Origin of the sequence: Mariniflexile soesokkakense (assembly GCF_039650365.1) — a bacterium.
Lineage (GTDB): Bacteria > Bacteroidota > Bacteroidia > Flavobacteriales > Flavobacteriaceae > Mariniflexile > Mariniflexile soesokkakense.
The window spans coordinates 291,410-314,570 of sequence record NZ_JAZHYP010000004.1; the positions used below are offsets into that span (position 1 = coordinate 291,410).

Genomic DNA, 23,161 nt, shown 5'->3' on the forward strand with positions numbered 1-23,161 from the left:
ATTTTTCAATGTTAGCCACAAATTAAAAAATGGAGAAAATAGATTATTCTTTTGCTAGAACAGATAACCTTAGTGTTTCTTATTTAAAAATAAGTGTAGATAATTATATTGAATTTGTAACAAAAAAGGGAAAATTAAAAAAAGACGATGAGAGTTTAAATGAATTTGAAAGTGCTGAAATTTTTGAAAAAAATAGGATTATTATAAATGAAATGGGGGAAAATTTTGTGATAAGCGTAATTTTTTTATCAATGTTCTTAGAATCATATATTTACGATTTTAGCGCAAGAAATAAAGGTGACTCCTACACATCAAAATATTTAGATAAATTAGATACAGTATCAAAATGGATTATTATTCCCAAAATTATTTCTGGTGTAGAAATTGATAAGTCTAGAAAATCATTCGAAATGTTAAGAAACTTAATATCCACAAGAAATAAATTAATTCACTGGAAATCTAAAAAGTTTAACTCTTCTGAATTAATAAAAAACAGAGATAAAGAAATTTATGATTTAATTAATTTAAAAGAAATTTTTATTGCTATTAAAGACTTATTTAATCAACTTGACAATGGGCAAGAAAGGAAAATTCATAATTTTTTCCTCGAATATATTGATAGACAAAAAATCTGCGAATAAAACCAAATATAAAAAAAACTAGTTTATCCTAAAACAATGTGAGTCGCATTGTTTGTGTATAAGAATTTTTGAAAGGAAATCGGAAGGAAGAAATAAAGATTAATTTAAGAGATACATAAACATTTACCTATATACTAAAAAACAAAACTGATGAAAACCATTTTATTGATTTTAACATTTATATCTGGAATAACCTCCTATTCTCAAAACGAAATTAAAGACATCATTGATAAATTAAATCAGAATTTAACTACTTATGGAGCAGACCCTAGTCTGAAAGAAGTTTTTTTAAATAGACAAGAAAAAATATTAGATATACAAGGATTTCAAATACCTCTCGAAAAGACAAAAGAAGTTTACCAACCTGACGAGAAAATATATCAGGGTACAAAAATTATAGGAAAAGTATCATTCGAATGTGAATGGAATTGTATAAAAAACACAGAAGATAATGAACAGAATTCTGGAGTAGCTTTTAGTTTCAAAAGTAAAAAGGGTGCTTACCTATTCATCGATTTAATTTTTCAACTCAAAAAAGAATTGGCTTATGATTAAAAATTGAAAACAAGTGTGAGTAAAAGTGTTAAAAATAATTTGAATGAAAACAAAAAAAGCTTACGAATTAGAAGAAGGAGACGCAATCTTGTACAAAAAGAAATATTTTGTAATTGATATGATTTCAACTGAATTTATATCTGATGAAATATGTGAATTATACGATATTGAAAATGTAGATAAAGAAATAAAGGTTGAACATTTGGTTTATACTTTTGAGGATGGATTGACTATGAATTTTAAAAAAGGGTCAGAAAACAGAATGATATATTCTGTGAATTACGATGTTGAATTCGAATATCTTGGAAAAGTAGAATATGAGGATTACGAAAAAGGATTATACAATAGGGAAATTCGACCAAAATTAAGACACGAAATTTTGACTAGAGACAAAAGTACTTGTCAGAAATGTGGAAGAGGAATAAAAAACGGAGCTACATTACACATTGACCATATAATTCCTGTTGCAAAAGGCGGTAAAACTGAAAAGAAGAATTTACAAACATTGTGTGATAAATGCAACTATGGAAAAGGCGGAAATTAAAAAGTAATAAATGGTTGTGTACTTCTTTAGTATAAATAAGACAATAAAGTTATACGATTGTTGTACGATTTTATATTATAATATTATAAATAATTAAATTTCAATAAGATAAAACTATACTTTTTAGACCTTTTACATCTGAAAAATCATGTTCTGGAAAATCTAAATTTTTCTCAAACTCTTCTCGGGTATTTATAATGGTTTGCTCTAACGGTTCTCCTTTATCAAAAAAATCAATAACCTGCTTAATATTATCAATACCGTAAACTTCTAAATTATCTACAATGGCTGCTTCTTTGGCATTTTGATTCGGTAGAATAAACCCCTTAAAACCTTCTTGTCGTGCTTTTACCGCAATGGGCAAGGCGCCTTTTATGGGTTGCAACGTGCCATCAAGTGACAATTCGCCCATAATAATATAACGCTCTAACTCTTCAGCTTTTATTTGGTTGGAAGAAGCTAGAATACCTATTGCCAAAGTTAAATCGTATGCAGAACCTTCTTTTCGTAAATCGGCAGGCGACATGTTGATGATGATCTTTTTTCCTGGAATTCGATAACCGTTATTTTGAAGCGCTGCTGCGATACGAAAATTACTCTCTTTAATCGCATTATCGGGCAAACCAACTAAATGATATCCAATACCAGTATCGGTATTCACTTCAACTGTAATGGTTGTAGCTTCCACACCAAAAACAGCACTTCCAAAAACTTTTTTAAGCATATAAATTGTTTACTGCTTAAATGTAAGAAATGTATCTTTTAATCTGAATATTAGTTTCAAAAAATTAACAATAGTTTCAAACCACCCAAATCAACAAATCAACGCATGAACAAAAAAAAAAACTACCCTCCAATAGTAATCATACTTCGGTTGTTATTATGCAATTTAGGCTCTTGAAGTTTTTTGAGTGTATCCATACCACCCCTCACCTTAAACTTGGCCTGTACCGCTTTTTGAATAATAGGCTCAATAGCATTTCCCAAACGAAGCGTCGTTAATAAATCGGATTCTGCGGAAGAAAACAAACAGTTTTTCAGCTGTCCATTTGCAGTTAACCGCAATCTGTTACACGAATCGCAAAACGGATTGGTAACCGAACTAATCACAGCAAAACTACCTTTATAACCTGAAATTTTATAATTCTTAGAAGTATCGTTTGGAGCATCTTGTAAGCGTTGTATATTTTCTTCGGTGAAAGAAGCATTTACATAGGTCATCACTTCTGCATAGGAAACCATTTTACCCATATCCCATTTATTTCCATCAAACGGCATGAACTCTATAAAGCGGACTACAATAGGTAAGTTTTTGGTTAAGTTGATAAAATCGATAATTTCATTTTCATTAAATCCCTTCATCAACACCACATTCACTTTCACTTTAAAGCCTTCTTCTACTAATAGCAACATGTTTTTATAAACGATGTCAAACTGGTCGCGACGTGTGATATGTTTGAATTTTTCACGGTTTAATGAATCTAAACTAAGGTTGATTTTATTAACTCCATTCACTTTTAAAACATCGATAAACCTATCAATAATCACAGCATTTGAAGTAATTGATAATTCTACAGGAAGCGTCGCTAATTTTTCTAAAATAACAGGAATATCTTTACGTACCAATGGCTCGCCACCTGTTAATCTTATTTTTGTAACGCCATGTTTTACAAAGATTTTGGCTATTTGGTAAATTTCCTCATAAGTCATCAAATGGCTTTTAGGCGATAACTGAACACCTTCTTCAGGCATACAATACGAGCAGCGTAAATTACAGCGTTCTATTAACGAAATGCGTAAATACCCATGATGTCTACCATGTAAATCTTGTAATATGGGGGTTTCATTTTTCATTCTCAATTATTCATTCTTCATTATAAGCTAATCGTGTCTCGCTCCTCTCAGTATCCCAAAAATATGCAATACCGATGGAAATATAGCATCCATAGACTCACTGGCTCCGTTAGTTGATCCTGGAAGTGCCAACACCAAAGTATTTTTAATAGTACCGGCTACACTTCTTGATAGCATCGCATAAGGTGTTCTATCTTGTCCGTAGTTACGAATGGCTTCTTCAATTCCAGGAATGCGTCTATCTAAAAGAGGTGCCAACGCTTCTGGTGTCACATCACGTGCTGAAAGCCCTGTGCCCCCAGTATAAATAATTAAGTCAACACCATTTTCTTGGTACTGTTTGGCTTTAACCTGAATCATTTCCAACTCATCCGGAATAATTTCATAAGCTTCGGTTTGAATACCGCAAGCTTTTAGTTTTTCAATAATAGCTTTCCCAGCTTTATCTACTTTATTTCCTGCCGAAATGGTATCGGAACACACCATTACAGCTGCAGTAATATCTGTTCTAAATCGGTTTTTAAAATCAGATTTCCCTCCTTTTTTATGCAATAGTTTTATATGGTGAATCTCAATACCTTTATCAATAGGCTTTAACATATCGTACATATTTAACGCAACAACACTGGCGCCATGCATCGCTTCAACCTCTACCCCAGTTTTATAAATGGTTTTTACAGTAAACAAAACCGTGATTTCCAATTCGTTTATTTCGTATTCCACACCTGTAAATTCAATAGGTAACGGATGGCAGTCGGGTAAAATATCAGGCGTACGTTTTACACCCAATAAACCCGCAGCTTTACTCATGGCAAACACATTCCCTTTCGGAACCAGATCGTTTTGTATAGCTGCAATGGTTTCTGGTTTGCTTACTTTTACAATAGCTTGGGCTACTGCAGTACGTAGTGTGGTGTTTTTATGTGTGATATCTACCATAACTTAATTATTTACCTTCCATTGATGCGTATCATCCTCGAAAATTTCTTTTCCAAAAACGGGTACATGCGCTTTAATTTCTTCAACTATAAATTCTAATGCTTCAAAAACCACTTTTCTTCTTGGCGAAGACACGAATACGAATAAACAAATTTCTCCTGCTTTTACTATTCCTAAACTGTGATAAATATGCATACAGGTTAATTGAAATTTCTCGAAAGCTGCTTCTCTAATGTCGTGAAATTTTTGGTTAGCCATATCTTCATACGCTGTGTACTCAATAGACGAAACTATTTTGCCATCAATCATATCGCCACGTACTTGACCCAAAAAAATATTGTGAGCACCAATACTTGTTTTTGTTTGGTGCTTGGCGATAGATTCTCCAATAAATTCTGAAGAAATAGCACCTTGTTTAAACACACTTTTTGGTTTTTTATCTGTCATTTTTTCTATTTGTTTTCTCTGTAAGGTTTTGAGAACCTTGTAGGTGTTTTATACGTTTAATTATCTCCGAAGCGCCTTCCTTTAAACTAAAACAATCACTAATATTTAATTTATTTAGAATTGAAACCGCTTGTTTACTTCTTATTCCTGATTGGCAAAAAATAACTTTTTGCTTTTCAGAATCTATTTTATTTATTGAATTTTTAAGTTCGCTTAAAGGAATTGAAGTGGAAGTTTTAATTTTTGGTAGTTCATGTATTTCTCGAACATCTATAAACTGAATGTTTTCAAATGTTGAAATACCATTAATAGAAATTTCATGAGGTTCAAACTCACAATTTTCAATTAATTGTTTTTTATTAAAACCATCCTGTTCTTTTAAAACCTTAGCTACTTCTAAATCCGCTTTATTAATTTTCAAAATAGAAGTTTGGGAATTTAAAGCATTGTAACAAAGAAATTTTCCTGAAAGCACATCACCTATTTCTAAAATAATTTTCAGAACTTCGTTGGCTTGCATGCTACCGATAATTCCAGGCAACACACCCAACACACCTATTTCTGAACAATTAGGAACACTATTTTTTTGTGGTGAATTGGGAAACAAACACCTATAACTGGGACCATTCTTATAATTAAAAACAGAGACCTGACCTTCAAATTTGTAAATCGCGCCAAAAACAAGTGGTTTATTGGTGATGATGCAGGCATCGTTTATAAGGTAACGCACTTCGAAATTATCGGTACCATCAACAATAATATCATATTGGTTGAACAATTCTAATGCGTTTTGATAGGTTAGTTTTTTAGCATAAGCGGTAATTGAAATCTCACAATTTAAATCTTCTAATCTGTTTTTTGCTGCTTCTGCTTTATTTTTACCTAGGCTAGATGTTCCGAATAATATTTGACGCTGTAAGTTTGATTCTTCAACTATATCAAAATCAATAATCCCTAAAGTTCCAACACCTGCTGCTGTTAGATATTGCAACACGGGACACCCGAGTCCACCCGCACCAACCACCAATACTTTGGCGTTCGTGATTTTATCTTGACCGGTTTGCCCGATTTCTGAAAGAATGATATGTCTGCTGTATCTATTCATTTTTCATATTTACCCAACATGCAAGATTTAAAAACCTTGTAAGAGTAGGTACATTTTTTTTATACATACAAGGTTATCACAACCTTGCAGGATATTTTAACCACCAGCAAAAGGTGGTAATAATGCAATTTCACTTCCACTTACTTTAGTTTCCAATGAAACCAACTCTTGATTTTGAGCCACTTGAAAATCTTTATTTTTAAGTGCTGAATATTTAGAATGCAAAACATCTAAAAATTCAGATATGGTGCTTCCTGAAAAAGATATGATTTCTTTCTCACATTGAGTAACCTCAGCTATAAGCCCGAAATATTTTATACTAATATTCATTTTATAATCTCTTTTAATTCTTCTGGTGTGTTGATGTTTTGTGTGAATAGTACATCTTCACCGGTTAATACTACTTGCTTCACTTTGCATTGATTTACTGCAAATTGCAAACGCCGTTCGCCTTCGTTTAAAAGTTTTAAAAACACAGTTTCACAGGATTTATTATAAAGTGCAATAAGTGGCATCTCTTTTCCGTGACTTTTTATTTGAATGACTTCGGATTCAACATCAATTTCATGTATTAACTTCTTTAAAATTATAGTTGAAATTAACGGAATATCGCAACTCAAAACTAAATTATAAGCTGTTGAGGACTGTTTCAACCCCGAATAAATTCCTGCTAATGGTCCTGCATTCTCAATAACATCTTCAATTCTTTTTAATCCGAACACATCATACGCTTTATTATTAGAAACAATAAGGGTATTAGAAACTAAAGGTTTCAATGCGTCGATACTATGCTGTACAAAAGATTTGCCTTCATACATTAAAAAGCCCTTATCGGTGCCCATACGTGAACTTTTTCCGCCAGATAAAATAATGCCTGTTATATCATTTTTATCCATTATTTTATGTGATTATTAATTTAACACAAGCAATAGCAAGCACGAAAGCTAAAATATATCGTAATGATTGGTTATTTATTTTTTTACTTCCTAAATAACCACCAAGCACCCCGCCTACTAACGCAACCACCACTAAAACAAAGGTATCGCTTTCTATATGCACACCGCTACTTACTTGCCCTACAAGTCCAGAAGCAGAATTAACCCAAATAAACAACGCCGAAACTGCCGCCGCTTCTTTCATATTTCCCCAATGGAGCAATAATATAAGTGGCGTTAAAATGATGCCTCCACCTATTCCAATTAAACCAGAAAAAAAGCCAATAACACCACCCACTAAAAATCCTTGCCAAAGCTTAACTTGTTTAGTAGACTCGCTTTCCTTGCCAAAAACGTTTAGCATTTTTAAAATGGCAAACACCAATAAAATAGCTAATACTTTTTTATATATGGACGCATCAATTTCTATAGTACCACCCAAAAAAGCAAAAGGAATAGAGGTTACTGCAAACGAGAAAAATAGTTTTTTATTAAAATACCCTTCCTTGTAATAATAGTAAAACGAAATACCTGCCACAAAAAGATTCAATAAAAGCGCTGTTGGCTTCATTGTTTCAGGTGAAAACGAAAACAACGCCATTAAAGCCAAATACCCACTAGCACCACCATGCCCTACGCTCGCATATAAAAATGATACTATGGGGAGTAGCATTAGAAAGAAGGTTATGTTTTGGGTTCCTAACATTATAAATTTTCTATTTTAGCTAATTGTTTATCTAAAAATTTCCAGCAATTTTGATTGATTTCATCAAAAACCCGAATTAGCGATTTCCCGTATTCGGTTAATTCGGCGCCACCACCACCCTTTCCTCCGGTCGAATTTATAGTGACTGGTTTTTTCGCCGATTTGTTTACCGAGTCAAGAAGCCCCCACGCTTTTTTATAAGAAATATTTAAGGCTTTTGCTGCTTTTGATAACGAGCCTGCTTCGTCGATAGCCTTTAATAAATGAACACGCCCTTCACCGAGCAACACATGTTCGTTACATTCAATCCAAATTCTACTTTTTATTTTATAACTCATAAGTTTTCATTTAAACTGGGAGCAAAATAACTTCTACGGTATCTCCAATTTCAATATTAGTAACTTCTTCACGCATAAATACTAACGCATTTGATAAGGCAAAGGTTTGCTGCATGGCAGAACTTTGACCTTCTAAAATTTCAACAGAACCATTAATATGTATCGCTTTTAAAAATTGTGGTCGGTCACCAAACTTTTTAAAGGCAGAAATTGAGGTTGCGTTTACACGCGGTAATTCAATGTCTTGATGGTTCATCATTTTTTGTAATGTGATATACACATAAACATAAAAACACGTTAACGCAGCGGCTGGGTTTCCTGGGAGCGCAAAAACGGCTGTATTTTGTTTGGTTCCAAAAAACAAAGGCTTCCCTGGTTTTTGTTTTACTTTATAAAAATGCTCGGTAATCCTTAATGTATTTAAAGCTTTTCCAACAAAATCATAATCACCCACTGAAATACCACCGGTTATAATTACCAAGTCGTTTTCATTAATAACAGTATCTAATTTTGATTGTGTTTTTTCAAAATCATCTTCAACTTTATGTATAGTAACATCGTAGAATTTCAAACTGTAAAGTGCACTTAAAAGCATTTTAGAATTGCTCTCGTATATTTTTCCGTAAGTTAATTCGGAGCCAGCTTCCACCAACTCATTTCCTGTGGTAATTAAAGCAATAGATGGTTTCTTAAACACATTAACTTTTGAAATACCCAAAGAACTTAAATAACCAATGGCTGCAGGTGTCAATTTCGTATTTTTAGCAAGCGCTTGTTCTCCTTTTTTAACCTGCTCCCCTAATGGGCGAATATTCATATTAACTTCAACTTTGTTTTCAATGCTGATGTTATCCCCATTAGCAATCACCTTTTCTTGCATCACAACCGCATTAGAAGAATTTGGAACTGGCGCACCTGTAAAAATGCGTACAGCTTCTCCTGGTTTTAAAATAGTTTGACGCACATCTCCTGCCTTTACCTCTCCAATAAGTTGATATGTTAAGTTATCGTGCAAATTCAAAGCATAACCATCCATTGCCGATTGCCTAAACGGTGGCATATTTATAGGAGAATCAACATTTTCAAAAAGTTCATAACCTCCTGCTTTTTCAACAGTTTTGTATATGCTTTTTAAAAGCGGTTTACTATGCTCTTTAACAAACTGAATGGCTTCTTCAATGGACGTCATACTACTTTTCGTTATATCTTTACAAATATAACGAATAAATTTTTACAACACTGTTTTAAATAGTATAATTTAGCATAAATACGTAGTTCCCAAAATAGAGAGTTTATTTTGTATTCTCTACAATAAGATTATTAATATTTTATCAAACCCATAAAAATACGTATTAAAAACACAAAATTAAGTATTAATACGTATATTTGGAATCAATCAACCATTTTTTGGTTTATAAACACCTATATTGCAAACTAAAATCACACATACATCCAATACAATAATACGAAAACGTGTTATAGAAAACACATCTTGCTTGTCTTGTGAAAACAAGGACTGTCTCATTAAAAAAAACTTAACAACATTAGAAAATTCTCCCATTATTAATGAAAAAAATAATTTGAGATGTAAAAGAGGGCAACAATTTATCATGGAAGGCGCCCCAGTAAACGGCTTATTTTTTGTTTTAAGAGGCAAAGTCAAAGTTTTTAGAACCGGCATTAACGGCAGGGAACAAATTGTTCGTTTTGCTAAAGAAGGCGAAATTATTGGACATCGTGGTTTTGGCACTGAAGAATACTATTCAATTGGCGCTATCGCATTAGAAGACACCAGATTATGCTATTTTTCAAAACAAAATTTACAAGATGCTTTATTAAACAATCCAAAATTTGCCTACGATTTTATGCTTTTTTACGCCAACGAACTCAATAAAAGTGAATCGAAAGTTAAATCTATTTCTCAAATGACTGTAAGAGAACGCGTCATAGACTCCTTACTATATATTCATAGAAAATTTGGTGACGTGAGGGGATTTCTAAACTTACCTTTAAGCAGAAAAGAATATGCAGATTATGCAGGTACCACTGAAGAGCAAGTTATAAGGATATTTTCCGCTTTAAAAAAGGAAAAACTTATTGCGGCAAACGGAAAAAGGATTGGGCTTTTAAATGAAAAAGTACTTAAACAAGAAATTGAAGAGCATCATTATTACTTAGGAAGCTAGAGTAAGTATTAATTACGTAAATTACTATACTACATATAGATTAATAGCAAAAAACCACCTTATTGGTGGTTTTTTTATGGTATAAAATCATCTTTTTATAATAAAAATATCAGTTTAAAAGGTGTTAAAAAAAGCAAATAGCCTTGTTTTATAGCATATTAATTAATAATGAGTTCTATTATTTTTGATAAATACTTAGAGATATAAGTATTTACATAAAAAATATTAAAAACGATCTGATATTATGGAACAAAAAACAATTACACTGGTACAAGAATCTTTTGAAAAAGTAAAACCAATAGCACCAACTGCTGCAAAAATATTTTATACAAAATTATTTGAACTAGATCCAGCACTAAAACCTCTTTTTCCTTCAAGTGACGAGGCTATGGTAGAACAGGGCAATAAATTAATGATGATGTTATCGAGTGCTGTTGCAGGATTAAGCAATTTAGAAATGTTAGTTCCTGTTTTACAAAATCTAGGGAAACGTCATGTAGAGTATCATGTAAAACCATCGCATTACAATACTGTAGGCTCCGCATTATTAAGTACCCTTGCAATAGGGCTTGGAGACGATTTTACACCAGAAGTTAAAGATGCCTGGACCAACGTATATGGTACCATGTCTACAGTAATGATAGATGCTTCTTATTAATATTAATTAAAAAACTAAAACAATTATGAAAAATTTAATAAATAATTCGATTATAAAAACAATTTCATTAGTAGTTATCTCTTTAATATTAAATGCCTGCGGCGGTGTACCTGAGGAGAAAGAAGAACTTGCAGCTGCTGAAAAAGTTTTTTCTGTTGACGAGGTTTTGGAAATGGTATCAAAAGAAAATGATATTACCAGAACACTGTATACTAAAGCAATTGTTGGAGAAGGAAAAAAACAAGGAATGAAGTTTGATGAGGATTGGAGAAAAAATGATGTAGAGGCAGGCCCTCTACCAGCACTATTCTTAAGAGGCATAGCTACTAGTATTAGAAAAGGTGATGTCCCATTAGGTTTATATTTAGGATCAGACTTTCCAATTAACAATGCAAATAAACTTAAAGGCAAACAAGCCGTTTTATTTGAAAAGATCAAAAAAGATCAAAAACCACAATTTTTTTATGACGATGAACAAAAATTACACACCGCTATGTTTGCCGACTTAGCCAGTGCAGATGCTTGTGTTACCTGCCACAACGATCATAAACAAACATCTAAAACAGATTGGAAGTTAGGAGATGTTATGGGCTCTACAACATGGCAATACCCAGCTGATTCTTTAAGTTATGGAGATGCTATTAAGGTACTAAATGCCTACGCTAAAGGCACTGTAGACACCTATATTGAATACTTAAATGAAATTGAAAGCTTTAAAAATAGTACGAAGCCTGAAATTGGAGACAAGTGGCCTTCTAAAGGTAATTATTTACCAAAACCAGAAGTATTTTTAGATAGTGTTCGAAAACTGTCTTCTTTTGGAACCATGAAAAATTTGCTATCGTTCAAATAATTCAATATTAAAAAGAAAAAGTAAAATAGCTTCTTAATAAACCAAAAGATACTATTAAGTGAAAATTAATAAATTAACAAGTATTGGTCTTTTATTACTATTTCTATACCTGACGCAGTTTATTCTGGGTCTAAAATGGGAATGGTTATACAAAATGCAACAAGAAGAGATTTATAAAAGGTGGTCTGGTCTTGGTTTAGCACTATTTATTGTAATTCAATGGTTATTAACTTTTAGCAGAATTATAAATAAATTAAAAAAATATTCTTTTAAAGTTACTAATCTTCATAAATGGTTTGGTGCTTTAAGTCCGTTGCTGTTTTACATGCATAGTATGAGTTTTGGCTATGGGTACCTCATGCTTTTAACCTATATTTTTATCATAAACAACTTTATAGGTTATTTTAATTTAGATGTTATAAAATCCACTAACGAGGTTTTATTTAAAGGATGGATGATTACTCACGTAGCATTTTCTATGGTAATTACTTTGCTAATGGTTTTTCATATAAGCATGGTATTTTACTATAAATAAAGCTTAAAAACTAAAAAATAAATGAAGTTAGTTGTAAAAGATATAAAAAAAGAAACTAATGATGCCGTTAGTGTGTTTTTTAAAAACGGTAATTTTTTTAATAAAGTTAAATATAAACCAGGTCAGTTTTTAACCCTACATGTTCCCATAAATAACAAAGTAGAAAAACGATCCTATTCCTTTAGTAGCAACCCTTACACCGACAAAGATCTAAAAATAACCGTAAAGCAAGTTGACAAAGGATTAGTTTCAAATTTTATATGCCAAAATTTAAAAATTGGTGATGCGCTTGAAATTGATAAACCACAAGGAAGCTTTTATGTAGAGCCTAAAATAAATGAAGAAAAACAATATGTTCTTTTTGCTGGCGGAAGTGGTATAACACCTGTTTTTTCTATAGTTAAATCGATTCTTACAAAAGAACCTAAATCGAAAGTATTATTGATTTATGCTAATAGAGACAAAGAGTCCATTATTTTTCACCAGGAAATATTAGCTTTAAAAGAAACCTATTTTAATACATTTAATGTAGATCATATTTTAGCTAATAACAATGAACCTAATGAAAACTACCATGAAGGATTAGCTACCAGAGACTTATATGATAAAATTTTAAACAAATACCACATTAATTTTGAAAATAATGTCTATATGATTTGTGGCCCTTTCGGATTCATGGAGAAAACAAAGGAAATACTAACTAATAACAATGTAAAACCTAATGAAATCATTGTTGAAGTATTTAAAAAGCCTAAAGTTAAAGTTTCAGGAAATGATTTTATTAGTAATGTAGAAATAAATTTCAATGGCACAGCATATCAAATACAGGTCCCTGGAGACAAATCTATATTAAGAGTAGCTATGGCAAACAATATTGCCTTGCCATACTCTTGCAGATCTGGAGTTTGCTCAACTTGTAAAGCTGTTTGCGTTTCTGGTGAAATTGAAATGACCGCAGGACACTTTTTATCACAACCAGAAGTTGACAAAGGAAGCATCCTTACTTGTATAAGTTACCCTAAAAGTAAAAAAATCACCATCAATTTGTAATTCAAATTATTATGATTAAAGTAAGTCCATTAAGAAAGAGACAATTTATTGGTGGAATTATAGGTCTGACCATAGGAGGTCTTCTATTCTTTTTTCTTAGCTTAGAATCTTCTGAAAAATATATTTCATTGGGTCCAATGAATTCTGGTCATGCCGATGTTTCGTGTATAGCATGTCATGCAGATGCTAAAGGAAATCTACTACAACAAATACAATCCAATATAGAGCATTCCGTTGGGATGCGTAAAAACGGGGTTGATTTTGGAACTAGCGATGTAACAGTTAACAACTGTTTAAGTTGCCATGATAGACCTAATGACAGGCATCCTACACATCGATTTACAGAACCAAGATTTAGTGATGCTATCAAACAAATAAATGCAACAACTTGCATCACTTGCCATACTGAACATAAAGGTGAACGAGTAACGGTAGCTTCAGTCAGTATGAACTACTGCATGAACTGCCATAAAGATTTAGAAGTTGAAGACGACCCTGTAGACATTCCACATAAAACACTTATTGCTAATGAACAATGGCTTACCTGTATTGAATGTCATGATTTTCATGGTAATCACACATACGAAGTCCCTGTTAAATTAAAAGATACAATTCCTATGAAGCTTATTCAAGCTTATTTAAAAGGAGGAGCAGATCCTTATGGTAATAACAAAAAATATGTAGGGTTAACCCAATTGGATTGGATAAAAAAAATAAATAAAAAATAACCTTCACCATAATAAAGGTCCATTTTAATTCTTTAAAATCATCAAAAAAATACATATTTCTCAATACCTAAAGACCTAATTATCTAACCAACCAAGCGAAAACAATCAATTTTACGTATTAGTACGTAAACAAGTTTTAAATAACTAAGTAATAACAAATAATTGTTTATCAGGGTTTTACAATGAAAAACTGCATTATAGCAGTTTTTTTTATGCTATTTATATCTTAAATATATGCATAAAAGGTTATTGTTACATGTTCTATCTCATTGAATAAAAACAATACTACTTATATATTTGCCATGTAATTAAGTACTAATACTTATTAAAAATATTAAAACTAGATAATATGAAATCACTACTAACAAAATCAACATGGATCTTATCACTTGGATTGCTACTAGGCGCCTGCGGTGGAAAAGAAAAAAAAGCATCTACTGAAGAAATCGCTACCGAAACTTCAAAAACAAAAACATTAGACATTGAAAAACCACAATTAACTTTTGGTTTTATTAAATTAACCGATATGGCACCTTTAGCCATTGCAAAAGAAAAAGGATTTTTTGAAGATGAAGGATTGTTTGTTTCTGTTGAGGCACAATCAAACTGGAAAAATGTTTTAGATCGTGTTATCGATGGTCAGTTAGACGGATCTCATATGTTAGCAGGACAACCAATTGCTGCAGGTGCTGGTTTTGGTAGACAAGCGGAATTAGTTACTGCTTATTCTATGGATTTGAATGGAAATGCAATCACAGTATCAAACGATGTTTGGTCTAAAATGAAGCCAAATGTACCAAAAGGTGCAGATGGTAAACCAGTTCACCCAATAAAAGCAGATGCTTTAAAACCAGTGATCACTGAATATAAAAACAAAGGTAACGCCTTTAAAATGGGTATGGTTTTTCCGGTATCTACACACAATTACGAAATTAGATATTGGCTAGCCGCAGCAGGAATCAACCCTGGTATGTACACTGCCGATAATGTACAAGGACAAATTGGTGCCGATGTATTACTATCTGTTACACCACCACCACAAATGCCAGCAACCTTAGAAGCAGGTACTATTTACGGATATTGCGTAGGGGAGCCTTGGAACCAACAAGCTGTATTTAAAGGTATTGGTGTGCCTGTTGTAACCAACTACGACATCTGGAAAAACAACCCAGAGAAAGTATTTGTAATGACAAAAAAGTTTGTTGAAGAAAACCCAAATACAGCCATAGCAGTTACCAAAGCGTTAATTCGTGCAGGTAAATGGTTAGATGAACCAAGTAACAGAGCCGAAGCAGTTAAAATATTATCAATGCCTCAATATGTAGGTGCCGATGAAGTTGTTTTGGCAAACTCCATGACGGGTACTTTTGAATTTGAAAAAGGAGATAAACGTGCCATGCCAGACTTTAACGTATTCTACAAATACAACGCTACTTACCCTTTTTACTCTGATGGTATTTGGTTCTTAACACAAATGCGTAGATGGGGTCAAATTCCTAATGCGAAACCAGAAGGATGGTATGCTGAAACTATAAAAAAGATTTACAGACCAGATATCTGGAAAAAAGCAGCCGATTTATTGGTAGCTGAAGGACAAATTCCTGCAAGCGATGTACCTAGTACAGATGGATTCAAACCTGCAACAACCGATTTTATTGATGGTACCAAGTACGACGCAAAAGACCCAATAGGATATATCAATAGTTTCTCGATAGGAAATAAGGATAAAAAATAAAATTTACAAAAAGTTAGTAATCATGAAGCAAAGCATCACATTAGATAAAATAACCAAGTTTATGGGATTCGAGTTTTTAGGAACATTAAAATCGATATTCACTGGGAAGATTGAAAAAGAAGATTTTAAAAACTTCTTACGAAAAGTAGTCGTGCCTCTTGCTTCCATATTCTTATTTATAGGATTATGGCACATGGGAGCTAAAGCTCTATTTAATACAGAAGCTGAATACAAAATTGAAAAAGCTTTAACCGAACAAGGGCAGGAAGCTGCAGATGCCATGAGAGCTTGTATAGCATCGGGAGCTATAAAATGCCAACCAAACACATTGCCATCTCCTGCTCAAGTTTGGGCTTCTTTTCAAACTCTATTAGATGACCATTTCGTTATTAGAGCTGATAAAGAAACTTTTATTGAAAAAACGGCTGCTTTAAACGCCAAACGTTTGGCGGAAGGAAAAGATGCTATTACTTATACAGGAAGACCATCATTTGTAGACCAGATTTTCACTAGTATAAAAACCGTTTTTGCAGGTTTTCTGTTAGCTTTGATTATCGCAGTTCCAATAGGAATTGTGATTGGGCTTAGCAAAACCTTAAGAAGTTCGGTAAACTGGTTAATTCAAATATTAAAACCCGTATCTCCTGTAGTTTGGTTATTATTAGTTTTTATGATTGTAAAAACATTAACTAAAAACTCCGAATCTGATAGTGCTTTTATCATCTCATTTATTAGTGTTGGTTTATGTTCTATGTGGGCCACTTTAGTAAATACTGCTATGGGAGTTTCATCAGTAGATAAAGATTATATAAACGTAGCGAAAGTATTGAAATTAGGCACCTTTCAAAAAGTGTTTAAAGTGATATTACCATCGGCTTTACCTCTCATATTTACAGGATTAAGAATCACACTTTCAGTGTCTTGGATGGTACTTATTGCTATTGAATTATTGGCACAAAGTCCTGGTTTAGGATCATTTGTTTGGGAAGAATTTCAAAATGGAGCAATAGATTCCAACTCAAAAATTATTGTTGCCATGTTTGTTATTGGTGGTATTGGATTTTTGTTAGACCGAATTATGCTAACCGTTCAGAATATGATTTCGTTCAATAAAAATGATGGAATTTAATTTAATATGTGGAATCGTTGAAATGTTTAATTGTGTAATTGCAACAAGATAAACAATTCAGCTAATAAACGAATCAACAAATAAACATACAAAAAATGGCATATTTAGAATTAAATAATATATACAAAACCTACGGAAAGGATGATAATGCTACCGAAGTGCTTTCGAACATTAATTTGTCTATTGAAGAAGGTGAGTTTGTTGCTATTGTGGGGTTTACAGGTAGTGGAAAAACAACATTGGTAAACTTGATAAACGGATTACTACAACCCACAAATGGTGAAGTTTTGTTTAAAGGTGAGCCAGTAGTTGGAACAAGCCATGAGCGTGGGGTTATTTTTCAAAATTACTCGTTACTACCGTGGTTAACGGTTGGGCAGAATATTTATATGGCTGTAAAGGAGGCGTTTCCTAAAAAAAGCAAACAAGAACTAAACGGTATTGTGGCAGAGTATGTAGATATGGTAAGCTTATCGCATGCTATTAACAAACGCCCAAAAGAATTATCAGGTGGTATGCGCCAGCGTGTTGCGGTTGCTCGCGCTTTAGCAATGAAACCCGAAATGATAATTATGGACGAACCGCTAGGCGCTTTAGATGCCTTAACACGTGGAAATTTACAAGACGAAATTTTAAATATTTGGGGTAAAGAAAAACGTACTGCGTTGCTAATTACGAATGATGTAGATGAAGGTATTTATATGGCAGACCGCATTATTCCGCTACGTCCAGGACCGAACGCTACATTAGGTCCTGAGTTTAAAATTGATATTGATCGTCCAAGAGATAAAACGGAAATGAACGATAATCCTAATTTCAAAAAAACCAGAAATGCTATTATTGAGTATTTGATGGATATTGGGAATGAGCGTAAATCGGTATCTAAAACAGAATATGCATTACCGGAGTTAACCCCTAAAGATTTTGTAAACCGATTTTAATAAGAGAAAACGATGAGTATAATAACAGCAAATAAAGGTACAGCTATAAATGACAATGGACTTTTCCCTTCGAATGAGGTTATGTTGGATTTAAAAGGCCTTAAGAAAGTATATCCAACACCAAAAGGTGACTATGTCGTATTGGAAGATTTGAATCTTCAAATAAGAAAGGAAGAGTTCGTTACCATTATTGGACACTCTGGTTGTGGCAAAACTACCATGCTATCTATGATTGCGGGACTAAATGCAATTTCTGGAGGCAATATTTCAGTATTAGGAAAAAATATTAAAGGCCCAGGCCCTGATAGAGGTGTTATTTTTCAATCACCCAGTTTAATGCCTTGGATGACATCACTTCAAAATGTATTGCTAGGCGTTAACCAAGTTTTTCCTGATGCTACCAAAGCACAACGTAATGATATTGCCAAATACTATTTACAAAAAGTAGGATTAGACGCTGCTTTTAATAAACGCGCTTCGGAACTATCTCAAGGGATGCAACAACGGGTTGGAATTGCAAGAGCATTCGCCATAAAACCAAAAGTTCTATTACTTGATGAACCTTTCGGAATGTTGGATTCTTTAACCCGTGGCGAACTACAAGACATCCTTATTGAAATATGGAACAAAGAGAAAATTACAGCTGTTATGATTACCCACGATGTAGATGAAGCTATCTTTTTAGCAGACCGCGTTGTGATGATGACCAGCGGACCCAAAGCGAAAATAGGTGATGTTTTAAGCATAGATTTTGAACGACCAAGAACCCGGAAATCAGTATTAGAACATGACGACTATTATAAATACAGAAAACATCTTATAGATTTTTTAGAACATTAAATACCTTAAAAACCAAACAATTAAAAATTAAAATCAAAAAAAAAATGAAAAAACAATACGTAATTTTAGGACTATTATTGGGGTGCATACAATTTGCGCAAGCACAATTTACTTTAGATGGAGAATTTAGACCACGAACCGAATATCTTCATGGATTTGGAAATTTAATTCCAGAAGCAAGTGAACCAGACTTTTTTACGGTAACAAGAGCCCGATTAAATGCAGGATATTCAACTGAATCTTATAAATTTTATATGAGTATTCAGGATATTTTACTTTGGGGTGAAAATCCACAAATTATCCATAGCGATATAAGCAACAAATTCGATTTATTTGAAGCATGGGCAGAATTACAATTAGGTAAAGGATGGTCCACCAAACTAGGTCGACAAGTATTATCTTATGATGACCAACGTATTTTAGGGGGTCTAGATTGGGCACAACAAGGTCGTAACCACGATGCTGCATTAATTAAATATACCAAAGATGGGTTTGCTCTAGACTTTGCTTTAGCTTTCAATCAAGATAATTTAGCGGCAGCGGGAAATTTATATTCTACAACACCGCTTTTTTCGTATAAAACAATGCAAATGCTGCATTTAAACAAGAAATTTGGTGATTTTACAGGAAGCCTTTTAGCAATGAATACTGGTTATCAAAATGGAACACCTGGAGTTTCTAATCTTCAAACTTTTGGGACACACTTAAAATATAACAAAGGATCTTTTGGACTTGCTGCGAATGCATTTATTCAAACAGGAGAAAGACTAGGTGAAGTAGATGTAAAAGGTGCATATGATTTAAGTCTAGATTTATCTTATAAAGTATCTGAAAAAGTAAGCATTGGAGCAGGAGTTGAAGTTATTAGTGGAAATGATGCAGGTGCAGGAGAAACTGGAGCTTTCTTCCCACTTTACGGAACCAACCACAAATTCAATGGTTTAATGGATTATTTCTACGTAGGTAACCATGCCAATACTATTGGTTTAGTTGATGTGCATATTGGTGCAGATTTCAAATTAAGCGAAACATCCAATTTATCGGTAAATATATTAAACTTTAGTGGCGAGCAAGAATTAACCAGTGGTGAAAAATCGTTAGGAACAGAATTAGATTTGGTTTTTTCTAAGAAATTCAAAGGTTACAGTTTAGTACTTGGATATTCTCAAATGTTTGCTGCCGATGGCATGTACGAACTTAAAGGTATTACAGAGTCTAATGCTGCCGATGTACAAAACTGGGCGTGGGCTATGTTGGTTATAAAACCTAAATTTTTAAACTAATAAAGCAAAAACACATACTTTAATTATACGAGTTAGTTAAGTATTTTAAATCCCTGAAGAATCCTATAAATCTTATAGGATTCTTTGTTTTTTTTGATGCCTTTTTTAAATTAAAATGATTGCATTTAAACAAAAAAGTCAATTTTCCAGATTACGCCTCTACCCCTCATAATGACAATAAATAGTATTATATTTACTCATTAAATCTTTCAATTGAATTCAAAAATAATATCAAACGGTATTTTAAGAGCAGTAGCCATTATTTTAGGTGTTTCTCTGCTATTATTGTTTTTATATGAAATTCAATCAGTTATCGGTTATATTGCTATCGCATCGGTTATTTCATTGATTGGCAGACCCATTGTACTGCTTTTAGAGCGCCGGTTAAAACTCAGGAACACTTTAGCCGTAATTGTTTCCATGGTTATCCTGATAAGTTTGTTTATAGGCTTAGTTAGTTTGTTTATTCCTTTAGTAGTAAAACAAGGCCACAATTTATCTCTACTGAATATCAATCAACTTCAAAGCAATATTGAAGATTTATATATAGAAATTGTAAGCTATTTCAATTTAAACCAAGTTGATTTAGAGCAATCTATAAAAGAGTCAAACCTTTTATCTAAAATAGATTATTCGCTAATTCCCAATTTTTTAAATTCAATAATAAATGGACTTGGAAGTTTCAGCATTGGATTGTTCTCGGTGCTGTTCATATCCTTTTTCTTTTTAAAAGACAGCCTTTTATTTGAAAATAGTGTGCTTACATTAATTCCAGACAGTAAAGAAACCCGTTGGAAAAATTCTATAACAAAAATCAAAGATTTACTATCACGGTACTTTGTAGGTCTTATTTTTCAAATCCTTATTCTATTTGTTATTTACACCATTGGCTTACTTATTATAGATGTAGAAAATCCTATAGTTATTGCTTTTTTATGCGCTTTACTTAATCTTGTTCCTTACATTGGCCCCATGGTTGGTGCTTTTTTAATGTTATCCCTAACCATGACAAGTAACCTTGGCGAAAATTTTAGCGAGGTGATTTTACCGAAAGCATTTTGGGTGTTTATTATGTTTATAATTGGACAGTTAGTCGATAATTTTTTCAGTCAGCCTTTTATATTCTCCAAAAGCGTAAAATCACATCCCTTAGAAATATTTTTGGTTATTTTAATTGCAGGTATACTATTTGGCATTATTGGACTAATACTTGCTGTACCTGTTTACACTGCCATTAAGGTAATTTTAAAAGAGTTTTTATCTGATAACAAAATTGTAAAAAAACTTACTAAAGATTTATAATTACACTTGAACACGTCTCTTTTAAATACTGAAATTCAAGAATTTATAAATGAAAATTTAAATTCTAGTATTACCTCTTTATTGTTAAAAGGAACAAACTTCCCCAATATAGAAACCAAAGAAATAATTGAACAAATTGAAGCTAAAAAGCGTTGCGAAAAGAAACTACCCACTTGGTTTGATACCAAAAAAATTTATTACCCAAACAAACTTAATATTGAGCAAACATCATCTGAAATAACAGCTCAATATAAATCAAGCTTAATTAGCGGTGAATCAATCTTCGATTTAACAGGTGGTTTTGGAGTAGATTCTTATTATTTTTCGAAAGCTTTTAAAACGGTTGAACATTGCGAAATCAACAAAGACCTTTCTGAAATAGTAACTCACAATTACAAGCAATTAACTGTTCAAAATATTACTACACATACTGTTGACGGTATAGAGTATCTAAAAACCAGCAACAAAACATGTGATTGGATTTATATAGATCCTTCAAGAAGACACGATAACAAAGGAAAAGTTTTTTTCCTTAACGATTGCCTACCCAACGTCCCAGAACATATCGATTTATTGCTTCAACATTCAAAAAATATTTTAATAAAAACATCTCCATTACTCGATTTTTTAGTGGGGATTAACGAGCTAAAATATGTTAAAACCATTCATGTAGTAGCTGTAAATAATGAAGTAAAAGAATTACTTTGGACTTTAGAAAACGGTTTTACTGGAAATATTTCAATAAAAACCATCAATCTTAAAAAATATGATAATGAGTTTTTTAACTTTTCTTTAGAAAATGAAAAAACAGCAACCTCAACATACAGCAAACCACTTACATATTTATTCGAACCTAATAGTGCAGTTTTAAAAGCAGGTGGTTTTGATTCTATTTCCACCCAATTAAACGTTTTCAAACTTCACAAACATTCACATTTATACACAAGCGATACTTTGATAGATTTCCCTGGAAGGTGTTTTAAAATTGAAGATATTATTCCTTATAACAAAAAAGACTTTAAAAAACTTGCTATTGATAAAGCTAACATTTCGACTCGGAATTTCCCCGAAACGGTAGACCAATTACGTAAAAAGTTACGAATTAAAGATGGGGGAAACTGTTATTTATTTTTTTCTACAGATCAAGAAGGCAATAAAATTGTAATAAAAACTTTAAAAGTGACCTAAACCCATATTACTCGATACAACTTAACTTGTCAATAAAAAACTCTTTGTATTCTATATTTGTAACTTCACGTGAACCTTTTGTACCTCGAAGTAATATGGATTTAATTGGAGATTTTGCTAATAGTGCCATTTGCGACTTGGATATCTCACCTTTAAAACTATAATCTCCACAATTCATGTCCCAAGAATGGTATAATGAAATTGTCTGGTTATTTTCAAGTCTAACTTTTACGTAAGACCTGTTCGATGGCAAATAACTTGCACAACCCAAATCTTCCTTTAAATTAAAAAAAACATTTATACTTCTCCCTCTTTTAAATAACTCAATAGTTAATTTGTCATTAATTGTATACGGATCTGTTCTAACAATCTTTATTCTATCAATTTCATCGTACTCATTCATTGCATAATGGCATGTACTTCTTAACTTAATCCTTTCTAATTTTTCATTTTCCTTTTTTTTATCTATAATAGTTTCATTATTAGCTTCTTTAATCGCATTTTTTTCCTTTTCTTCCTTAGCTTGTGCAATAGCTTCCTGTTTTAATATTTCAATGCGTTCTGCTTTATAATCTCTTTCAGTAGCTTTTTGAGTTTTAATTTTTAGCTTCTCATCTTCTTTAGCTTTGGCTATTGAATCCTGTTTTATTCGTTCAATACGTGATTCCT

General features: G+C 32.4%; 26 protein-coding genes and 1 pseudogene. 16 read left to right on the forward strand and 11 right to left on the reverse strand.

The window, feature by feature from the left end; genetic code table 11:
* Positions 1-29: 29 nt before the first annotated feature.
* The 3 genes from VP395_RS10920 to VP395_RS10930 all read left to right on the forward strand — a co-directional run bounded on the left by VP395_RS10920 (position 30) and on the right by VP395_RS10930 (position 1,740).
* Positions 30-641 carry a hypothetical protein gene (locus VP395_RS10920; RefSeq protein ID WP_346242043.1) on the forward strand — a complete coding sequence of 204 codons (612 nt, stop codon included), beginning with the start codon at positions 30-32 and terminating at the stop codon, positions 639-641.
* A 150-nt stretch (positions 642-791) separates the two neighbouring features.
* Positions 792-1,196, forward strand: coding sequence for a hypothetical protein (locus VP395_RS10925; RefSeq protein WP_346242044.1), 405 nt, complete (start codon positions 792-794; stop codon positions 1,194-1,196).
* A gap of 43 nt (positions 1,197-1,239) precedes the next feature.
* A complete protein-coding gene (locus VP395_RS10930) occupies positions 1,240-1,740 on the forward strand; it encodes an HNH endonuclease (protein WP_346242045.1) in 501 nt (166 codons plus the stop codon).
* A gap of 115 nt (positions 1,741-1,855) precedes the next feature.
* Here VP395_RS10930 and VP395_RS10935 read toward each other — a convergent pair.
* From VP395_RS10935 to VP395_RS10980, 10 genes and pseudogenes are all read right to left on the reverse strand, one after another.
* Positions 1,856-2,464, reverse strand: a pseudogene (locus VP395_RS10935) (magnesium chelatase domain-containing protein); the annotation flags it as partial.
* A 122-nt stretch (positions 2,465-2,586) separates the two neighbouring features.
* Positions 2,587-3,594: a GTP 3',8-cyclase MoaA gene (gene moaA, locus VP395_RS10940; RefSeq protein WP_346242046.1), complete on the reverse strand. Its 1,008-nt coding sequence runs from the start codon at positions 3,592-3,594 to the stop codon at positions 2,587-2,589.
* 27 nt (positions 3,595-3,621) lie between these two features.
* Positions 3,622-4,533, reverse strand: coding sequence for a bifunctional molybdenum cofactor biosynthesis protein MoaC/MoaB (moaCB, locus tag VP395_RS10945; RefSeq protein WP_346242047.1), 912 nt, complete (start codon positions 4,531-4,533; stop codon positions 3,622-3,624).
* Between the two features lie 3 nt (positions 4,534-4,536).
* Positions 4,537-4,980, reverse strand: a complete 444-nt coding sequence (locus tag VP395_RS10950; protein WP_346242048.1) for a molybdenum cofactor biosynthesis protein MoaE — start codon at positions 4,978-4,980, stop codon at positions 4,537-4,539.
* Entirely contained in the window at positions 4,970-6,085 is a 1,116-nt protein-coding gene (gene moeB, locus VP395_RS10955) for a molybdopterin-synthase adenylyltransferase MoeB (RefSeq protein ID WP_346242049.1), read from the reverse strand. The genes VP395_RS10950 and moeB overlap by 11 nt, the downstream gene beginning before the upstream one ends.
* Before the next feature lie 96 nt (positions 6,086-6,181).
* Positions 6,182-6,415, reverse strand: coding sequence for a MoaD/ThiS family protein (locus tag VP395_RS10960; protein ID WP_346242050.1), 234 nt, complete (start codon positions 6,413-6,415; stop codon positions 6,182-6,184).
* The gene (gene mobA, locus VP395_RS10965; protein WP_346242051.1) at positions 6,412-6,981 is read right to left on the reverse strand and encodes a molybdenum cofactor guanylyltransferase; all 570 of its coding nucleotides are present in this window, start codon (positions 6,979-6,981) and stop codon (positions 6,412-6,414) included. The genes VP395_RS10960 and mobA overlap by 4 nt, the downstream gene beginning before the upstream one ends.
* Before the next feature lie 4 nt (positions 6,982-6,985).
* On the reverse strand, positions 6,986-7,693 hold the full coding sequence (locus tag VP395_RS10970) for a sulfite exporter TauE/SafE family protein (protein WP_346242052.1): 708 nt from the start codon (positions 7,691-7,693) through the stop codon (positions 6,986-6,988).
* A gap of 32 nt (positions 7,694-7,725) precedes the next feature.
* Complete coding sequence (locus VP395_RS10975; RefSeq protein WP_346242053.1) at positions 7,726-8,064, reverse strand: winged helix-turn-helix domain-containing protein; 339 nt, start codon at positions 8,062-8,064, stop codon at positions 7,726-7,728.
* Between the two features lie 10 nt (positions 8,065-8,074).
* Positions 8,075-9,253, reverse strand: coding sequence for a molybdopterin molybdotransferase MoeA (locus tag VP395_RS10980; RefSeq protein ID WP_346242054.1), 1,179 nt, complete (start codon positions 9,251-9,253; stop codon positions 8,075-8,077).
* Between the two features lie 238 nt (positions 9,254-9,491).
* Here VP395_RS10980 and VP395_RS10985 point away from each other — a divergent pair, with 238 nt between their 5' ends.
* The 13 genes from VP395_RS10985 (at position 9,492) to VP395_RS11045 (ending at position 22,492) form a co-directional block, all read left to right on the forward strand.
* On the forward strand, positions 9,492-10,250 hold the full coding sequence (locus VP395_RS10985) for a Crp/Fnr family transcriptional regulator (RefSeq protein WP_346242055.1): 759 nt from the start codon (positions 9,492-9,494) through the stop codon (positions 10,248-10,250).
* A gap of 244 nt (positions 10,251-10,494) precedes the next feature.
* Positions 10,495-10,908: a globin family protein gene (locus tag VP395_RS10990; RefSeq protein WP_346242056.1), complete on the forward strand. Its 414-nt coding sequence runs from the start codon at positions 10,495-10,497 to the stop codon at positions 10,906-10,908.
* Positions 10,909-10,933: 25 nt separating this feature from the next.
* On the forward strand, positions 10,934-11,761 hold the full coding sequence (locus VP395_RS10995; protein ID WP_346242057.1) for a c-type heme family protein: 828 nt from the start codon (positions 10,934-10,936) through the stop codon (positions 11,759-11,761).
* 58 nt (positions 11,762-11,819) lie between these two features.
* Complete coding sequence (locus VP395_RS11000; protein ID WP_346242058.1) at positions 11,820-12,296, forward strand: hypothetical protein; 477 nt, start codon at positions 11,820-11,822, stop codon at positions 12,294-12,296.
* 21 nt (positions 12,297-12,317) lie between these two features.
* Positions 12,318-13,346, forward strand: coding sequence for a 2Fe-2S iron-sulfur cluster-binding protein (locus tag VP395_RS11005; RefSeq protein ID WP_346242059.1), 1,029 nt, complete (start codon positions 12,318-12,320; stop codon positions 13,344-13,346).
* Between the two features lie 11 nt (positions 13,347-13,357).
* Positions 13,358-14,074, forward strand: a complete 717-nt coding sequence (locus tag VP395_RS11010; RefSeq protein WP_346242060.1) for a cytochrome c3 family protein — start codon at positions 13,358-13,360, stop codon at positions 14,072-14,074.
* Between the two features lie 349 nt (positions 14,075-14,423).
* Positions 14,424-15,809: a CmpA/NrtA family ABC transporter substrate-binding protein gene (locus VP395_RS11015; protein ID WP_346242061.1), complete on the forward strand. Its 1,386-nt coding sequence runs from the start codon at positions 14,424-14,426 to the stop codon at positions 15,807-15,809.
* A gap of 22 nt (positions 15,810-15,831) precedes the next feature.
* Positions 15,832-16,938: an ABC transporter permease gene (locus VP395_RS11020; protein ID WP_346242062.1), complete on the forward strand. Its 1,107-nt coding sequence runs from the start codon at positions 15,832-15,834 to the stop codon at positions 16,936-16,938.
* Between the two features lie 95 nt (positions 16,939-17,033).
* Positions 17,034-17,879 (forward strand): ABC transporter ATP-binding protein, encoded by an 846-nt coding sequence (locus VP395_RS11025; RefSeq protein WP_346242063.1) that lies wholly within the window; start codon positions 17,034-17,036, stop codon positions 17,877-17,879.
* Positions 17,880-17,891: 12 nt separating this feature from the next.
* Positions 17,892-18,719, forward strand: a complete 828-nt coding sequence (locus VP395_RS11030; protein WP_346242064.1) for an ABC transporter ATP-binding protein — start codon at positions 17,892-17,894, stop codon at positions 18,717-18,719.
* Between the two features lie 44 nt (positions 18,720-18,763).
* Positions 18,764-20,002, forward strand: coding sequence for an alginate export family protein (locus tag VP395_RS11035; protein WP_346242065.1), 1,239 nt, complete (start codon positions 18,764-18,766; stop codon positions 20,000-20,002).
* 213 nt (positions 20,003-20,215) lie between these two features.
* On the forward strand, positions 20,216-21,304 hold the full coding sequence (locus VP395_RS11040) for an AI-2E family transporter (protein ID WP_346242066.1): 1,089 nt from the start codon (positions 20,216-20,218) through the stop codon (positions 21,302-21,304).
* Between the two features lie 6 nt (positions 21,305-21,310).
* A complete protein-coding gene (locus tag VP395_RS11045; protein WP_346242067.1) occupies positions 21,311-22,492 on the forward strand; it encodes a THUMP-like domain-containing protein in 1,182 nt (393 codons plus the stop codon).
* Between the two features lie 7 nt (positions 22,493-22,499).
* Here the strand turns inward: VP395_RS11045 and VP395_RS11050 are convergent.
* A partial coding sequence (locus VP395_RS11050; RefSeq protein ID WP_346242068.1) for a hypothetical protein occupies positions 22,500-23,161 on the reverse strand: 662 nt, incomplete at its 5' end.

What these genes read in the sequence shown, in the direction of transcription:
- VP395_RS10920 (WP_346242043.1), top strand. Translation starts at nt 30, where the DNA reads ATGGAGAAAATAGATTATTCTTTTGCTAGAACAGATAACCTTAGTGTT.
- VP395_RS10925 (WP_346242044.1), top strand. Translation starts at nt 792, where the DNA reads ATGAAAACCATTTTATTGATTTTAACATTTATATCTGGAATAACCTCC.
- VP395_RS10930 (WP_346242045.1), top strand. Translation starts at nt 1,240, where the DNA reads ATGAAAACAAAAAAAGCTTACGAATTAGAAGAAGGAGACGCAATCTTG.
- moaA (WP_346242046.1), bottom strand. Translation starts at nt 3,594, where the DNA reads ATGAAAAATGAAACCCCCATATTACAAGATTTACATGGTAGACATCAT.
- moaCB (WP_346242047.1), bottom strand. Translation starts at nt 4,533, where the DNA reads ATGGTAGATATCACACATAAAAACACCACACTACGTACTGCAGTAGCC.
- VP395_RS10950 (WP_346242048.1), bottom strand. Translation starts at nt 4,980, where the DNA reads ATGACAGATAAAAAACCAAAAAGTGTGTTTAAACAAGGTGCTATTTCT.
- moeB (WP_346242049.1), bottom strand. Translation starts at nt 6,085, where the DNA reads ATGAATAGATACAGCAGACATATCATTCTTTCAGAAATCGGGCAAACC.
- VP395_RS10960 (WP_346242050.1), bottom strand. Translation starts at nt 6,415, where the DNA reads ATGAATATTAGTATAAAATATTTCGGGCTTATAGCTGAGGTTACTCAA.
- mobA (WP_346242051.1), bottom strand. Translation starts at nt 6,981, where the DNA reads ATGGATAAAAATGATATAACAGGCATTATTTTATCTGGCGGAAAAAGT.
- VP395_RS10970 (WP_346242052.1), bottom strand. Translation starts at nt 7,693, where the DNA reads ATGCTACTCCCCATAGTATCATTTTTATATGCGAGCGTAGGGCATGGT.
- VP395_RS10975 (WP_346242053.1), bottom strand. Translation starts at nt 8,064, where the DNA reads ATGAGTTATAAAATAAAAAGTAGAATTTGGATTGAATGTAACGAACAT.
- VP395_RS10980 (WP_346242054.1), bottom strand. Translation starts at nt 9,253, where the DNA reads ATGACGTCCATTGAAGAAGCCATTCAGTTTGTTAAAGAGCATAGTAAA.
- VP395_RS10990 (WP_346242056.1), top strand. Translation starts at nt 10,495, where the DNA reads ATGGAACAAAAAACAATTACACTGGTACAAGAATCTTTTGAAAAAGTA.
- VP395_RS10995 (WP_346242057.1), top strand. Translation starts at nt 10,934, where the DNA reads ATGAAAAATTTAATAAATAATTCGATTATAAAAACAATTTCATTAGTA.
- VP395_RS11005 (WP_346242059.1), top strand. Translation starts at nt 12,318, where the DNA reads ATGAAGTTAGTTGTAAAAGATATAAAAAAAGAAACTAATGATGCCGTT.
- VP395_RS11010 (WP_346242060.1), top strand. Translation starts at nt 13,358, where the DNA reads ATGATTAAAGTAAGTCCATTAAGAAAGAGACAATTTATTGGTGGAATT.
- VP395_RS11015 (WP_346242061.1), top strand. Translation starts at nt 14,424, where the DNA reads ATGAAATCACTACTAACAAAATCAACATGGATCTTATCACTTGGATTG.
- VP395_RS11020 (WP_346242062.1), top strand. Translation starts at nt 15,832, where the DNA reads ATGAAGCAAAGCATCACATTAGATAAAATAACCAAGTTTATGGGATTC.
- VP395_RS11025 (WP_346242063.1), top strand. Translation starts at nt 17,034, where the DNA reads ATGGCATATTTAGAATTAAATAATATATACAAAACCTACGGAAAGGAT.
- VP395_RS11030 (WP_346242064.1), top strand. Translation starts at nt 17,892, where the DNA reads ATGAGTATAATAACAGCAAATAAAGGTACAGCTATAAATGACAATGGA.
- VP395_RS11035 (WP_346242065.1), top strand. Translation starts at nt 18,764, where the DNA reads ATGAAAAAACAATACGTAATTTTAGGACTATTATTGGGGTGCATACAA.